We start from the raw sequence: 14,137 nt of genomic DNA, 5'->3' as shown, positions 1-14,137 counted from the left end.
CACGGCCGGAGTGTGACCTGCGATTTAGGGACCTCCGTCCCTCGGGGATAACCTGCGAGACGGACATGCCGCGTCAACGGTGAACGTGTGCCGCCCTCGTAAAAGATCGCGTCGTCACGCTGGCCTGCGGCACGCCCGCGCAGACACTGAACCGCGATATCCATGGAAAAGGGACGGACGCGCGTGGACCTGTTCGAGTACCAGGCGAGGGACCTCTTCGCCAAGCACGGTGTACCGGTGCTGGCCGGTGAAGTCATCGACACGCCTGAGGCGGCGCGCGAGGCCACTGAGCGGCTGGGCGGCAAGTCGGTCGTCAAGGCTCAGGTGAAGGTCGGCGGCCGCGGCAAGGCCGGCGGCGTGAAGCTGGCCGCCACGCCGGACGAGGCCGTCGCCCGCGCGACGGACATCCTCGGCATGGACATCAAGGGCCACACGGTCCACAAGGTGATGATCGCCGAGACCGCTCCCGAGATCCTCGAGGAGTACTACGTCTCGTACCTCCTCGACCGCACCAACCGCACCTTCCTGGCCATGGCCTCGGTGCAGGGCGGCATGGACATCGAGGAGGTCGCGGAGAAGACCCCCGAGGCCCTCGCGAAGGTCCCGGTCGACTCCAACGAGGGTGTGACCATCGAGAAGGCCCGCGAGATCGTCGCCCAGGCGAAGTTCCCGGCCGAGGTCGCCGAGAAGGTCGCCGAGGTCATGGTGACCCTGTGGAAGACCTTCGTCGCCGAGGACGCGCTCCTCGTCGAGGTCAACCCGCTGGCCAAGGTCGCGAACGGCGACGTGCTGGCCCTGGACGGCAAGGTCTCGCTCGACGAGAACGCCGACTTCCGCCAGCCGGAGCACGAGGCGCTCGAGGACAAGGCCGCGGCCAACCCCCTCGAGGCCGCCGCCAAGGCCAAGGGCCTCAACTACGTCAAGCTCGACGGCGAGGTCGGCATCATCGGCAACGGCGCGGGTCTCGTCATGAGCACCCTGGACGTCGTCGCGTACGCCGGTGAGAAGCACGGCAACGTCAAGCCGGCCAACTTCCTCGACATCGGTGGCGGCGCCTCCGCCGAGGTCATGGCCAACGGTCTTGAGATCATCCTCGGCGACTCGGACGTCAAGTCCGTCTTCGTCAACGTCTTCGGTGGCATCACCGCGTGCGACGAGGTCGCCAAGGGCATCGTCCAGGCCCTGGAGCTGCTGAAGGCCAAGGGCGAGGACGTCTCCAAGCCGCTGGTCGTCCGCCTCGACGGCAACAACGCGGAGCTGGGTCGCAAGATCCTGTCCGACGCCAACCACCCGCTGGTGCAGCGCGTGGACACCATGGACGGCGCGGCCGACAAGGCCGCCGAGCTGGCTGCGAAGTAAGGGACGAGGACTCCACAACCATGGCTATCTTCCTCACCAAGGACAGCAAGGTCATCGTCCAGGGGATGACCGGCGCCACGGGCATGAAGCACACCAAGCTCATGCTGGCCGACGGCACCAACATCGTCGGCGGCGTGAACCCGCGCAAGGCGGGCACGAGCGTCGACTTCGACGGCACCGAGGTGCCCGTCTTCGGCTCTGTCGCCGAGGCGATGGAGAAGACCGGTGCCAATGTCACCGTCGTCTTCGTGCCGCCGGCGTTCGCCAAGGCCGCCGTGGTCGAGGCGATCGACGCCGAGATCCCGCTGGCCGTCGTGATCACCGAGGGCATCGCCGTCCACGACTCCGCCGCCTTCTGGGCGTACGCGGGCTCGAAGGGCAACAAGACCCGGATCATCGGCCCGAACTGCCCCGGTCTCATCACCCCGGGCCAGTCCAACGCCGGCATCATCCCGGGCGACATCACCAAGCCCGGCCGCATCGGTCTGGTGTCCAAGTCGGGCACGCTGACCTACCAGATGATGTACGAGCTCCGTGACATCGGCTTCTCCTCGGCCGTCGGCATCGGTGGCGACCCGGTCATCGGCACCACGCACATCGACGCGCTCGCCGCGTTCGAGGCCGACCCCGACACCGACCTGATCGTCATGATCGGTGAGATCGGCGGCGACGCGGAGGAGCGGGCCGCGGACTTCATCAAGGCCAACGTCACCAAGCCGGTCGTCGGCTACGTGGCCGGCTTCACCGCGCCCGAGGGCAAGACGATGGGCCACGCCGGCGCGATCGTCTCCGGTTCGTCCGGCACCGCCCAGGCGAAGAAGGAGGCCCTCGAGGCCGCGGGCGTGAAGGTCGGCAAGACGCCGTCCGAGACCGCTCTGCTGGCGCGCGAGGCGCTGTCCGCCTGAGCCGTACGGTTCCACGGTGTGGGCCCGCGTCCCGGAAGGGGCGCGGGCCCACACCCGTTCCGGCGGGCCCGTCCGGGTGAAGCTGTCCACCCGTCAGGCTTAAAAGGTGCATAAGTGAATGCGGGCGACACGACGGCTATTTGCCCGCTACCCGTACGAAAGCCATCTTGTTGGCAGCATGGGGCCGTGACCCCTTTTGCCGATCACAGCCCGCAGTTGCCTTCGCGGAGCAGGTCCACCGCCGCGGGGCCACCTCCGATGGCGGGCGCGGTGTTCCTCGGCGGGATGGTCGCCGCGGGTCTCGGGCTCGGCGCGCTCGCCGTGGTCGTCCTCTCGCTCTGGATCTCCTCCCCCTACCCGGACAGCGGCCCCGCGACGGCCCTGCGCGTCGCCGCCGCCCTGTGGCTCCTCGCGCACGGCGCGCACCTCGTCCGCACCGAGACGCTCACCGGCGCCCCGGCGCCGATCGGCCTGACGCCCCTGCTCTTCACCGTGCTGCCCAGCTGGCTGCTCTACCGGGCGACCCGGCACGCGCTCGACCCGGTGGAGGACCAGCCGTCGGACGACGCGCCGGACGGCCCGGCGGGGGAGCCCGCCGCGGGACACGCCGTCCCGACCCCGCGCAAGGCGATCGCGGCCCTGCTCGGCGGCTACTTCTCCGTGGCCACGGCCGCCGCGCTCTACGCCTCCTCCGGCCCCCTCCCCGTCGATCCCCTGAGCGCCCTGCTGCACCTGCCGCTGTTCGCGGGCGTGGCCGTGGGCGGGGGCGCGTGGGCGGCGGCGGGCTTCCCCGGCATGACACCCCCGCCCTTCGCGCGCCGGGCGCTTGAGGGGCTCCCCAGGGGCGTACGGCGCTGGTTCACGCGCCCCCGGCTGACGGAGGTCGTACGGACCGGGGCCGTCGGCACCGGCGCGCTGCTCGGTGGCGGCGCGCTGCTGCTCGCGGGCTCGCTCGTGCTGCACGTGACCGTGGCCCAGCAGTCGCTCCTCCAGATGACCTTCGCGTGGTCCGGCCGCGTCGCCGTGCTGCTGCTGTGCGTGGCGCTGCTGCCGAACGCGGTCGTGTGGGCGGCGGCGTACGGGCTGGGGCCGGGGTTCATGGTTGGCGTGGACGGCGTCGTCGGCCCGCTCGGGGTGGCCGGCTATCCGCTGCTGCCCCGCTTCCCGCTCTTCGCGGCCCTGCCGCCGCCGGGCCCCTCCGGCCCGGCGGCGCTGGCGTTCGCGTCGGCGCTGTCGGCCGGCGCGGGGGCGGCGATCGCGTACGCGACCGTCCCCCGGGAGCCGAAGGCCCTGCGCCGCTCGAAGGCCGGCCGCACGGCCGCGACCGCGGCGCTGGGCGGGGTGCTCTGCGCGGTGCTGATGTCCGTCCTGTCCTACGTGGCGTCCGGCCCGCTCGGCGAGGACACGCTCACCGACTTCGGCCCGCCCTGGTGGCTCGTGGGCGGCGCGGCGCTGGTCTGGACGACGACCCTCGGCGTACCGGGCGCGCTGATCCTGCGCTGGGTCCGCCGCCGGGCCCGTCCGAAGCCGGCGCCGCGCGCGGTGGTCGCGACGACGACCGCACCGCGTCGCCCGCGCCGCCCGGAGCTCGTACCGACGTGGTGCAAGGGACCCGTGGCGGCGCTCGGCCTCGTCCCGCCGGGTTCCGGCGAGCCGACACCGTCACCGGAGCCGGTGGCCGGACCGGTCGCGCGGTCGCGCCGGGTCCCGGGCGGGGCGGTGGTACGGGCGGCGGGGGCGTGGCTGGGGTTCGCGGCGCCTGCGGAGGAGGTTCCCGCCCCGGAGGAGACGGTCACCGAGGCTCTCGCCCCTGCCACGGAGATGCCGGCCGGTGGGGCCTTGGAGGGGCCCGAGCCCCCGCGGGAGCCGGTGGAGCGTGCGGCCGCGCGGCGGGAGGCGTCAGCGGCCCGCGGGGCCGCGAGGCGCGAACGGCGGCGTGGGGGGCGGGGCCGTCGTGAGGGCGCGGAGGCTCGTGAGCCCGGGGGGTGCGAGCCCGGGGTGCGCGAGGCCGAGGGCCGTGAGGCCGAGACGGAGGTTCCGGAGCCTGGGGCTCATGAGGGGCGGGAGTCCGGAGCGCCCGCGGCTGAGCCCGACGTGTGCGAGCCCGTCGTCGACGAGAGCCAGGCCGTGGAGGAACTGCCGGTCCGGGCCGGGCTGTCGCCCGCTCCTCTGGGCCTGCCGCTGCCCGGTCCTGCCGTCCGGCAGCGGGCGGGGGACACGCTCCTGGACGCCGTACGCGAGCCGAAGTGGTCGCGGGCGCGCGGGTGGTGGTGGCGGGCCACGGCGAAAAGGGGGCGGGGGAGGCATGCGGCCGCCGCCGCACCGGGCGGGGTGCCCGGCGGAGTGGAGGCGGGGGTGCCGGTGGAGGGGGTGGTCGTGGGGGCCTGCGACTCGGCGGGGGTGGCGGCTTGGCACGAGACGGGGGCGCGGCGGGTTCGGTGGGCGGCGTTGCGGGAATCGGGGGGTGGGCTGGTGCCGGAGTTCGAGCCGCGGGATGTGAGCCGGCCGTCTGAAGGGCCGTGATCTCTTGTTCCCCACCCCGCCCCTTCCCGAACCGGGGCACGCGCCCCAGACCCCCGCAGCGTGGCGCGCCCCGGAACTGGGGCTGCCGCCCCAGACCCCGCGACACGGCTTCGCCGCGTTGTCCTCGAACTCCCCCAGCTACCTCCCCCCAGACTCCGTCCGGGGGCGCCCCCAGAGGTGCCCCCAACGGGCTGAAAGAAAAAGACAGGCGCGCCCTGACACCAACGAGCACCCCGGGCGGGCCGAAAAGGCGGGCACACCCCACCACCCCGCACTCGCTCTCCGGTGGGAGGGGGTGGGGCTGGAGGGTGGGGTTCTGGAACGCGGTGCGACATCACGGCACGCCATACGAGTCAGGGTGCCCGCACCGCGTTCCAGGTCCCCAGCCCGGAAGACCCACCCCCGGCACCCACCACAACCCCAGCCCGGCCGGCGCTTGAGGCGGCCCGCCGCAGGCGCAGACAACCCGCACAAGGCGACGCCGAGCCCGCCGAACCCCAGGCCGGTCGGCGCTTGAGGCCGCCCGAATCGCAACCCCACACAACCCGCGCCCGGAACTCAGTCCTGCGCCCCCAACAACGGCCGCAACTCCTTCGGCAGATGCGACTCACAAGCCTGCCGCGAAGACTGCGTCAGCGCATCGTCCACGCACGTGTAGTAGTCCTTGTAAACGATCTGGAAGGCGAACGTCGCCGCCACGATCGCTAGGGACAGGCCGCCCATGACCAGGCCGCTCACGGCCGCCGTGGTCTGGGGGCGGGCAGCGCCGGGCGCGGGCGGTGGCGGGGGTGGGATGTCCGGGTCCGTGCGCTGTTTCTGCTGCGGCTTCGCGCGCAGGGAGCTGATGGCCCAGTAGACGGAGAGCGCGCCGAGAAGCAGCGCCACCTGCGGGATGCTGAAGAGGGCGAAGAAGAAGCCCCACAGGCCGGCCAGCAGGGCGTAGCGCGCGCGGCGCTGGGCCGGGTCGGTCGGGTCCCAGCGGAGGCCGCCGCCGGCGCCACCGCTCGGGGGGCTCGAAGGGCGCTGGCCTCCGAAGCCGCCGCCGTGGGGGCCGGGCTGCCGGCTGCTCCACTGGCTGCCCCAGGCCGGAGGCTTCTCACCGTCAGAGCCGTCAGCGCCGTCGCCGTCCTCACCGCGCCCCTCGGGCCGCTCGCGCGGCTCCCAGGGCCGGTCCGGCCGGTCCTCCGGCGGGGGCGCGAACGGATTGTCCTGCTGATCACCCGATGGCTGATCACCCGATGGCTGATCACCTGACGACGAGGAAGGCGAAGGCGAGGACGAAGACGACGGCGGCCGCTTCTCCAGGGACGGCCGCCCGTCCGGGGACGGCGACGAGGAGCGCTCGTGCGCCATGCGGGCGTTCCCTGTCGCCGCCCCCCGGGAATCCCCGAAGGCTTCGGAGGGCTCGGTGGACAGCGGGAAGCGGTGAGCCGCGTGGAGGCGTCGGTCCGGCATGTGGAGTGTGTCTTCCCCTTGTGTCGTCGTCCTGTACGTCGCAGGCGTGCCCCGCACGCCATGACGTACTGCACACCGAACGTACGGCGTCGCGCTCGGATTCCATGCGCGTGGCCCGCGCTTTCCGTGCGCTGCTTCCAGACGCTACCTCCCGCGCGTGCCCCCGTCCCGTGGGGGCCGTTCCGCGTGCCGGTATCGTTGCTGGCGGTCGGCGGCTTCGTAGAGTCCCCCGTATTCGGGGACCCCTCCGGCTTGTACGACCATACAAACCGCACCACCCGCGAGAAAGGGCCCCACCGTGGCCTCCCCGCCTCCCGCGCTTCCCGCCCGGCTCGTCGTGCTGGTCTCCGGCTCGGGCACCAATCTGCAGGCCCTGCTCGACGCGATCGCCGCCGACCCGGAGGGCTACGGCGCGCGGATCGTGGCCGTGGGCGCCGACCGGGACGGCATCGCCGGCCTCGAGCGCGCCGAGCGCGCCGGGCTGCCGACCTTCGTCTGCCGGGTGAAGGACCACCCGACGCGTGACGCCTGGGACCGGGCGCTGACCGAGGTGACGGCGGCGTACGCGCCGGACCTCGTGGTCTCCGCCGGTTTCATGAAGATCGTGGGCAAGGAGTTCCTGGCCCGCTTCGGGGGGCGGATCGTCAATACGCACCCCGCCCTGCTGCCCAGCTTCCCCGGTGCCCACGGCGTGCGCGACGCGCTCGCGTACGGCGCGAAGGTGACCGGGTGCACCGTCCACTTCGTCGACGACGGCGTCGACACCGGCCCGATCATCGCCCAGGGTGTGGTCGAGGTCCGGGACGAGGACGACGAATCCGCGCTGCACGAGCGCATCAAGGAAGTCGAGCGAGCGCTGCTCGTCGATGTCGTGGGGCGTCTGGCCCACAACGGCTACCGCATAGAGGGACGAAAGGTAAGAATCCCGTGACCGCCGAAGACACCAACGGTACGAACGGCGCGAGGCGGCCCATCCGCCGCGCGCTGGTCAGCGTCTACGACAAGACGGGGCTCGAGGAGCTGGCCCAGGGGCTGCACGCGGCCGGCGTCCAGCTCGTCTCGACCGGTTCGACGGCCGCGCGGATCGCCGCCGCGGGCGTCCCGGTCACCAAGGTCGAGGAGCTGACGGGCTTCCCCGAGTGCCTGGACGGCCGGGTGAAGACCCTCCACCCCCGCGTCCACGCGGGCATCCTCGCCGACCAGCGGCTCGCCTCGCACCGCGAGCAGCTCGCCGAGCTGGGCGTGGAGCCCTTCGAGCTCGTGATCGTCAACCTCTACCCCTTCAAGGAGACGGTCGCCTCCGGCGCCTCGCCCGACGAGTGCGTGGAGCAGATCGACATCGGCGGCCCCTCGATGGTCCGCGCCGCCGCCAAGAACCACCCCTCCGTCGCCGTCGTGGTCAACCCCGGCCGCTATGCCGGCGTGCTCGACGCCGTGCGCGCGGGCGGGTTCGACCTGACCGCCCGCAAGCGGCTCGCGGCCGAGGCGTTCCAGCACACGGCCGCGTACGACGTGGCGGTGGCCAGCTGGTTCGCCGACGGTTACGCGGCCGACGAGGGCCCCTGGCCGGACTTCGCCGGTGTCGTCCTCAGCCGCAAGCAGGTCCTGCGCTACGGCGAGAACCCGCACCAGCCCGCCGCGCTCTACACCGACGGCACGGGCACCGGTCTCGCGGTCGCCGAGCAGCTGCACGGCAAGGAGATGTCGTACAACAACTACGTCGACACCGAGGCCGCGCGCCGGGCGGCGTACGACCATGACGAGCCCTGTGTCGCGATCATCAAGCACGCCAACCCCTGCGGCATCGCGGTCGGTTCGGACGTCGCCGAGGCGCACCGCAAGGCGCACGCCTGTGACTCGCTCTCCGCGTTCGGCGGTGTGATCGCCGTCAACCGCCCGGTGTCCGTGGAGCTGGCGGAGCAGGTCGCGGAGATCTTCACCGAGGTCATCGTCGCGCCCGGTTACGAGGACGGCGCGGTCGAGGTGCTGGCCCGCAAGAAGAACATCCGCGTGCTGAGCTGCCCCGACGCCCCCGGCGCGGTCGGCGAGTACCGGCCGATCGAGGGCGGCGCGCTCGTCCAGGCCAAGGACCGCCTCCAGGCGGAGGGCGACGACCCCGCCAACTGGACGCTCGCCACGGGCGAGGCGCTCCCCGCCGACGAGCTGGCCGAGCTGGCCTTCGCCTGGCGCGCGTGCCGCGCGGTGAAGTCCAACGCGATCCTGCTGGCCAAGGGCGGTGCCACGGTCGGCGTCGGTATGGGCCAGGTCAACCGCGTCGACTCGGCGAAGCTCGCGGTGCGGCGCGCGGGCGAGGAGCGCGCCGCGGGTTCGTACGCCGCCTCCGACGCCTTCTTCCCCTTCCCGGACGGCCTGGAGGTCCTCCTGGAGGCGGGCGTCAAGGCCGTGGTCCAGCCGGGCGGTTCGGTCCGTGACGAGCAGGTCGTCCAGGCCGCGAAGGCGGCGGGCGTGACGATGTACCTCACGGGCACGCGTCACTTCTTCCACTGATACCGCTGATACGACTGGATACCGCTGATACGACGAGGCCGCACCCCGGAACCCCGGGGCGCGGCCTCGTGCTGCCGTGACCGGCCGGTCACTTGACCCGGACGACCACCGTGCTGACGATCTTGTCGGCGAAGGTCTGCTTCTTCTCGTCCCACAGCGGCCACAGGTAGCCGAGGTAGAAGAAGCCGTCGACGATGTGGCAGAGGTTGCGGACGAAGGCCATGCCGAAGCCGGTCGGCATGCCGTCGCGCTCGCGCAGGACACTGATGCCGACGATCTTCTTGCCCAGCGACTGGCCGGTCTTGCCCTGGCGGTAGAGCATCCAGAGGCCGAGCACGAAGCCCATGACGACGCCCAGGAGCACCAGGATCACGCCCGCCATCGGCGAGCTCGTGCTCCGCGTGCACAGCCCCTGGTCGGCGCTGAACTGCGAACAGCTGCTGTCGGCCTGCGAGGAGACCGTCATGACCATGCCGACGATGAACAGGATCATCGGGACCGCGCCGCTGATCAGGCCGTCGAGCAGCGAGGCGCCCACGCGCGAGCCCCAGCCGGCGAGCGGCGGGCGCTGCGTGCCGTACGGGTCCTGGCCGGGGTAGCCGTAGCCGCCGCCCGGGTACTGCTGCCCCGGGTAGGGCTGCTGGCCCGGATAGGGCTGGCCGGGGTAGGGCTGGCCCGGGTACGGCTGCTGCGGGATCTGCCCGTAGGGCTGGCCCGGCTGCTGCTGGGGGTAGGACGGGTACGGTCCGGGCGGGTTCGGGTGGGTCACCTGGGGTCCTTCGAGCGGTGGTGCCGGGCTTGTCGCATGGGGACTGCCGCGGTGTCCGCCGCGGCGCGGATCATCGTAGGCACAGCGAACGCGTGATATACGGCGCGCCTGCGGACGTGACCTGATTGGAACGAGCGCCGGTCCATCCGGGAGTATGGGTGCCATGACCGCCCAGATTCTCGATGGCAAGGCCACCGCAGCCGCGATCAAGTCCGAACTCGCCACTCGCGTGGAAGCGCTGAAGGCCCGGGGCGTCACGCCCGGTCTCGGCACCCTCCTCGTCGGTGACGACCCCGGCAGCAAGTGGTACGTGGCCGGCAAGCACCGCGACTGCGCCCAGGTCGGCATCGCGTCGATCCAGCGCGAACTGCCCGACACCGCCACGCAGGAGGAGATCGAGGCGGTCGTACGCGAGCTCAACGACAACCCGGAGTGCACGGGCTACATCGTCCAACTCCCGCTCCCCAAGGGCATCGACACCAACCGCGTGCTGGAGCTGATGGACCCGGCCAAGGACGCGGACGGCCTGCACCCGATGAGCCTCGGCCGCCTCGTGCTGGGCGAGACCGGCCCGCTGCCCTGCACCCCCCACGGCATCATCGAGCTGCTCCGCCACCACAAGGTGGAGATCAACGGTGCGCACGTCGTGGTCGTCGGCCGTGGCATCACCGTGGGCCGCTCCATCGGGCTGCTGCTGACCCGCCGCTCCGAGAACGCCACCGTCACCCTCTGCCACACCGGCACCCGTGACCTGTCGGCCCAGCTGCGCCAGGCGGACATCATCGTCGCCGCGGCCGGCGTCGGACACCTGATCAAGCCGGAGGACGTCAAGCCGGGGGCCGCGGTGCTCGACGTGGGCGTCAGCCGGGACGGCGAGGGCAAGATCATGGGCGATGTGGACCCGGGTGTCTCCGAGGTCGCGGCCTGGATCTCCCCGAACCCCGGTGGCGTCGGCCCGATGACCCGCGCGCTGCTGCTGGTCAACGTCGTGGAGGCCGCCGAGCGCGCCGCCGGAATCGGCAATGCGGGCTGAGATGGGCGCCGCCCCCGGCAAGTCGCGCCGCTTCCAGCTCACCCGGGACACGGCCCGCCCCGAGGGGGGCGGGCGCGCGGCCCCCGGCGACGCGCCCGCGCCCGCGCGCCAGTGGCCGCTGCTCGCCGTGCTGGGGCTGACGGGCCTGGGCCTGCTGCTCGTCGCGTTCGACGTCTTCCGGGTCGGGACGCTGCTGATCGGCGTGGCGATGATCGGCGGCGCGGTGCTGCGCTGGACGCTGCCGTCGGTGGGCATGCTGGCCGTGCGCTCGCGGTTCACCGACATCGTCACGTACGGCGGGCTGGGCGCGGTGATCGTCCTGCTCACGCTGATGGCGCAGCCGCACGCGTGGGTGAAGATCCCGTTCCTGGAGGACGTCCTGCACTTCACGGTCTGAGCGGCTGTCCGTGGCCGGCCGCGGGGCGTTCTGTTCCCGCGCCAACGCCGCGCGGCGGTGTCCTCAATCGCCGGACGGGCTCGGTGTGCCGCACGTGATCGTCCGCCTGCCGCACACTGAGCCCGTCCGGCGATTGAGGACACCGCCCGGAGGGCGTTCCCACCGCGGACGGCGACGATGCCGCGCCCGAATGGAACGAGCCGCACCCGGCGGAAAGCGCGCGCGTGGGGTACGTGACTGTCCGACCGCGCGGGACGAAGATCTCCCCATGGCCAAGATCAAGGTTGCCAACCCCGTCGTCGAGCTCGACGGCGACGAGATGACCCGCATCATCTGGTCCTTCATCAAGGACAAGCTGATCCTTCCCTACCTCGACATCGAGCTGAAGCACTTCGACCTGGGGATCGAGCACCGCGACGCCACCAGCGACCAGGTGACCGTCGACGCCGCCAAGGCCATCCAGGAGCACGGCGTCGGCGTGAAGTGCGCGACGATCACGCCGGACGAGGCACGGGTCGAGGAGTTCGGCCTCAAGGCGATGTACCCCTCGCCCAACGGCACGATCCGCAACATCCTCGGCGGGGTGATCTTCCGCGAGCCGATCATCATGGCGAACGTGCCGCGGCTGGTGCCGGGCTGGACCGAGCCGATCGTCGTCGGCCGCCACGCCTTCGGCGACCAGTACCGCGCGACCGACCTGAAGATCCCCGGCCCCGGCACCCTCACCATGACCTTCACCCCGAAGGACGGCTCCGAGCCGGTCGAGGTGGAGGTGCACGACTTCCCGGGCCCGGGGGTGGCGCTCGGGATGTACAACCACGACGACTCGATCCGCGACTTCGCGCGCGCCTCGTTCCGCTACGGCCTGGCCCGCCGCTACCCCGTCTATCTCTCGACGAAGAACACCATCCTGAAGAAGTACGACGGGCGGTTCAAGGAGCTCTTCCAGGAGGTCTTCGACGCGGAGTTCCGGGCGGAGTTCGAGCGGGCGGGGCTCACCTACGAGCACCGGCTGATCGACGACATGGTCGCCGCCGCGCTGAAGTGGCCGGGCGGCTACGTCTGGGCCTGCAAGAACTACGACGGCGACGTGCAGTCCGACATCGTCGCGCAGGGCTTCGGCTCGCTGGGCCTGATGACCTCGGTCCTGATGTCGCCCGACGGCCGCACCCTGGAGGCCGAGGCCGCGCACGGCACGGTGACCCGGCACTACCGCCGGCACCAGCAGGGCAAGCCGACCTCGACCAACCCGGTCGCCTCGGTCTTCGCCTGGACCCGCGCCCTCGCCCACCGTGGCAGGCTCGACGGCACCCCCGAGGTCACCGCCTTCGCGGAGGAGCTGGAGCGGGTCTGTGTCGAGACCGTCGAGAGCGGCCGGATGACCAAGGACCTGGCGATGCTGATCTCCAAGGACACCCCCTGGCTGACCACGGAGCAGTTCCTGGACGCGCTGGACGAGAAGCTCGGGGAGCGGATGGCCGCCCGCTGAACGCCCCTTGCGCGAGGAGGCGGTCCGCACCACCCTGGCCGGGTGCCGCGGACCGCCTCCTGCCGGGTGAGCGGCCACGGTGCCCCCTCTTCCACCCCCGTGGGAAAACGGGACACCGCCCGAGATGAGAATCGTGATCGGAACGGAGCCGAGCAAGATCTTCAAGCCTGCTGTGGCCGGGAAGTGACGGTTCTGGGACGAGGTCCCTGTTCCGTACCAGTTGCGCCCCCGGCGCGGCAAGGGTGCATATCGTCCGGCTGATCACCCCAAATGCCACCGTGCGCCCCCGGGTTGGGAACTGCCATGCTGGTGTGTGGCATCCCCTTGGGTAGCCGGCACCGGGACCGCGGGGGACAACCGTACGCATCGGGGGAACAGGGGGACGACAATGCCTCGCTGGAGGGCGCTACCGGAAGAACTCGACCCACAGGTCGGCGAATTCACCGAACAGCTGCGCAGACTCGTCGAACGCAGCGGACTGGGCCTAGGTGCCGTGGCCGACCGCACCGGCTACAGCAAGACGTCCTGGGAGCGGTATCTGAACGGGCGGCTGCTGCCGCCGCTCGGCGCCGCCGAGGCCCTCGCCGAGGTGACGGGCGCCGACGTCGGGCATCTGAGCACCATGTGGGAGCTGGCCGAACGGGCCTGGAGCCGCGCCGAGCTGCGGCACGATGTGACGATGGAGGCCGTCCGGGTCGCCCAGGCGCGGGCCGCGCTGGGCGAGTTCGGCCCGCCGGCGCGGTCGGCGCAGCAGCAGCCGCCGCAGCCGCCGCTCTGCTGTGAGGCCCCGGAGGCGCGCGGCACGTCCGCCCCGTCCGTGCCGCGCTCGCCCCGGCCGCCCGACTACCGCGCCAAGGCCATCCCCGTCGGGCAGCGCCCGCGCCGCCGGGCCGCGCTCTTCGTCACCGGCGTCGTGGGCGCCCTCCTCGTCGTCGCCGCTGCCGCGCTGCTGCTCGGCACGGGCGGCGGCACACACAAGGGTGCGGAGGCGCCGCCCGCCGCTTCGCCCGCCGCCGGCGCTTCCGCGGACCTGCCGACCGGGGTGAAGTGCGCCGGTGACAGCTGCGCGGGCAAGGACCCCGAGGCGATGGGCTGCGGCGGCGCCCGCGCGACGACGGCCGGCTCGGCGACGGTCGGCACGTCGTACGTCGAGGTGCGCTACAGCGAGGTCTGCCGGGCGGCGTGGGGCCGCATCACCCAGGCCGCGAGCGGTGACGCCATCCGCATAAACTCCCGCCCGACGGCCTCGGCCCCGGCCCGCACGGAGGCCGGCCGCGTCGGCGCCACGCCCGGCCACACGGCCGACGGCTACACCCCCATGGTGACGGTCTCGGCCCCGGACCAGGCGACGGCGTGCGCGACGCTTCTGACGGGCTCGAAGGGGTGCACGAAGCCGCAGCGCTAGCCGCGCGGGTGTGGTGTGCCCTTGGGCTCCGCCCTCTGCGGGGCTCCGTCCCCCGGCTTCCCTCCTGGGCTCCGCCCTGCTCCCGTTCACGAGCGTCGGCTCACGCGGGTGTTTTGACTGCCGGATGCATCGGCTGACGCGGGTCCTCGGAGCCGGACGGGCTGTGGGTGTCCCGGCGCTGCCGGGTGCGTCGGCTGACGCGCAGCGCCTGCGGCGCAGGTCCTCAAACGCCGGACGGGCTGGAGGGGGTGAGCGTGAGATGTCGCCTGGCAGAGGGGGGAGGGCGAGGCCCGC

The 14,137-nt window shown here is 72.4% G+C and carries 11 protein-coding genes; 9 read left to right on the top strand and 2 right to left on the bottom strand.

All coding sequences use genetic code 11. From position 1 onward, the window contains the following. The first annotated feature begins 183 nt into the window (after nucleotides 1-183). The 3 genes from sucC (at nucleotide 184) to ACH427_RS05340 (ending at nucleotide 4,787) form a co-directional block, all read left to right on the top strand. Complete coding sequence (gene sucC, locus ACH427_RS05350) at nucleotides 184-1,359, top strand: ADP-forming succinate--CoA ligase subunit beta (RefSeq protein ID WP_398868064.1); 1,176 nt, start codon at nucleotides 184-186, stop codon at nucleotides 1,357-1,359. A gap of 20 nt (nucleotides 1,360-1,379) precedes the next feature. Next, nucleotides 1,380-2,264: a succinate--CoA ligase subunit alpha gene (gene sucD / locus ACH427_RS05345; RefSeq protein WP_398868063.1), complete on the top strand. Its 885-nt coding sequence runs from the start codon at nucleotides 1,380-1,382 to the stop codon at nucleotides 2,262-2,264. A gap of 186 nt (nucleotides 2,265-2,450) precedes the next feature. Further along, nucleotides 2,451-4,787, top strand: a complete 2,337-nt coding sequence (locus ACH427_RS05340; protein ID WP_398868062.1) for a DUF6350 family protein — start codon at nucleotides 2,451-2,453, stop codon at nucleotides 4,785-4,787. A 558-nt stretch (nucleotides 4,788-5,345) separates the two neighbouring features. Here the strand turns inward: ACH427_RS05340 and ACH427_RS05335 are convergent. Beyond that, entirely contained in the window at nucleotides 5,346-6,140 is a 795-nt protein-coding gene (locus tag ACH427_RS05335) for a hypothetical protein (protein WP_398868061.1), read from the bottom strand. A gap of 400 nt (nucleotides 6,141-6,540) precedes the next feature. On the opposite strand from ACH427_RS05335, the gene purN reads away from it, so the two are divergent. Both purN and purH read left to right on the top strand, forming a co-directional pair. After that, nucleotides 6,541-7,173, top strand: a complete 633-nt coding sequence (purN, locus tag ACH427_RS05330; protein WP_398868060.1) for a phosphoribosylglycinamide formyltransferase — start codon at nucleotides 6,541-6,543, stop codon at nucleotides 7,171-7,173. Then, on the top strand, nucleotides 7,170-8,750 hold the full coding sequence (gene purH / locus ACH427_RS05325) for a bifunctional phosphoribosylaminoimidazolecarboxamide formyltransferase/IMP cyclohydrolase (protein WP_398868059.1): 1,581 nt from the start codon (nucleotides 7,170-7,172) through the stop codon (nucleotides 8,748-8,750). Before purN ends, purH begins: the two co-directional genes overlap by 4 nt. 88 nt (nucleotides 8,751-8,838) lie before the next feature. On the opposite strand, the gene ACH427_RS05320 is transcribed toward purH, so the two are convergent. After that, complete coding sequence (locus ACH427_RS05320) at nucleotides 8,839-9,519, bottom strand: RDD family protein (RefSeq protein WP_398868058.1); 681 nt, start codon at nucleotides 9,517-9,519, stop codon at nucleotides 8,839-8,841. Nucleotides 9,520-9,682: 163 nt separating this feature from the next. On the opposite strand from ACH427_RS05320, the gene ACH427_RS05315 reads away from it, so the two are divergent. The 4 genes from ACH427_RS05315 (at nucleotide 9,683) to ACH427_RS05300 (ending at nucleotide 13,843) form a co-directional block, all read left to right on the top strand. Then, on the top strand, nucleotides 9,683-10,552 hold the full coding sequence (locus tag ACH427_RS05315; RefSeq protein ID WP_398868057.1) for a bifunctional methylenetetrahydrofolate dehydrogenase/methenyltetrahydrofolate cyclohydrolase: 870 nt from the start codon (nucleotides 9,683-9,685) through the stop codon (nucleotides 10,550-10,552). Next, nucleotides 10,542-10,949, top strand: coding sequence for a DUF3017 domain-containing protein (locus ACH427_RS05310; RefSeq protein ID WP_398868056.1), 408 nt, complete (start codon nucleotides 10,542-10,544; stop codon nucleotides 10,947-10,949). Before ACH427_RS05315 ends, ACH427_RS05310 begins: the two co-directional genes overlap by 11 nt. Before the next feature lie 268 nt (nucleotides 10,950-11,217). Beyond that, nucleotides 11,218-12,438: an NADP-dependent isocitrate dehydrogenase gene (locus ACH427_RS05305; protein ID WP_398868055.1), complete on the top strand. Its 1,221-nt coding sequence runs from the start codon at nucleotides 11,218-11,220 to the stop codon at nucleotides 12,436-12,438. A gap of 388 nt (nucleotides 12,439-12,826) precedes the next feature. Further along, nucleotides 12,827-13,843 carry a helix-turn-helix domain-containing protein gene (locus ACH427_RS05300; RefSeq protein ID WP_398868054.1) on the top strand — a complete coding sequence of 339 codons (1,017 nt, stop codon included), beginning with the start codon at nucleotides 12,827-12,829 and terminating at the stop codon, nucleotides 13,841-13,843. Nucleotides 13,844-14,137 lie beyond the last annotated feature (294 nt).

The sequence above is a fragment of the Streptomyces sp. NPDC020379 genome (genome assembly GCF_044387105.1).
Lineage (GTDB): Bacteria > Actinomycetota > Actinomycetes > Streptomycetales > Streptomycetaceae > Streptomyces.
Note: the sequence above shows the minus strand (reverse complement) of the source record. Positions and strands in the feature narration are given on the sequence as shown.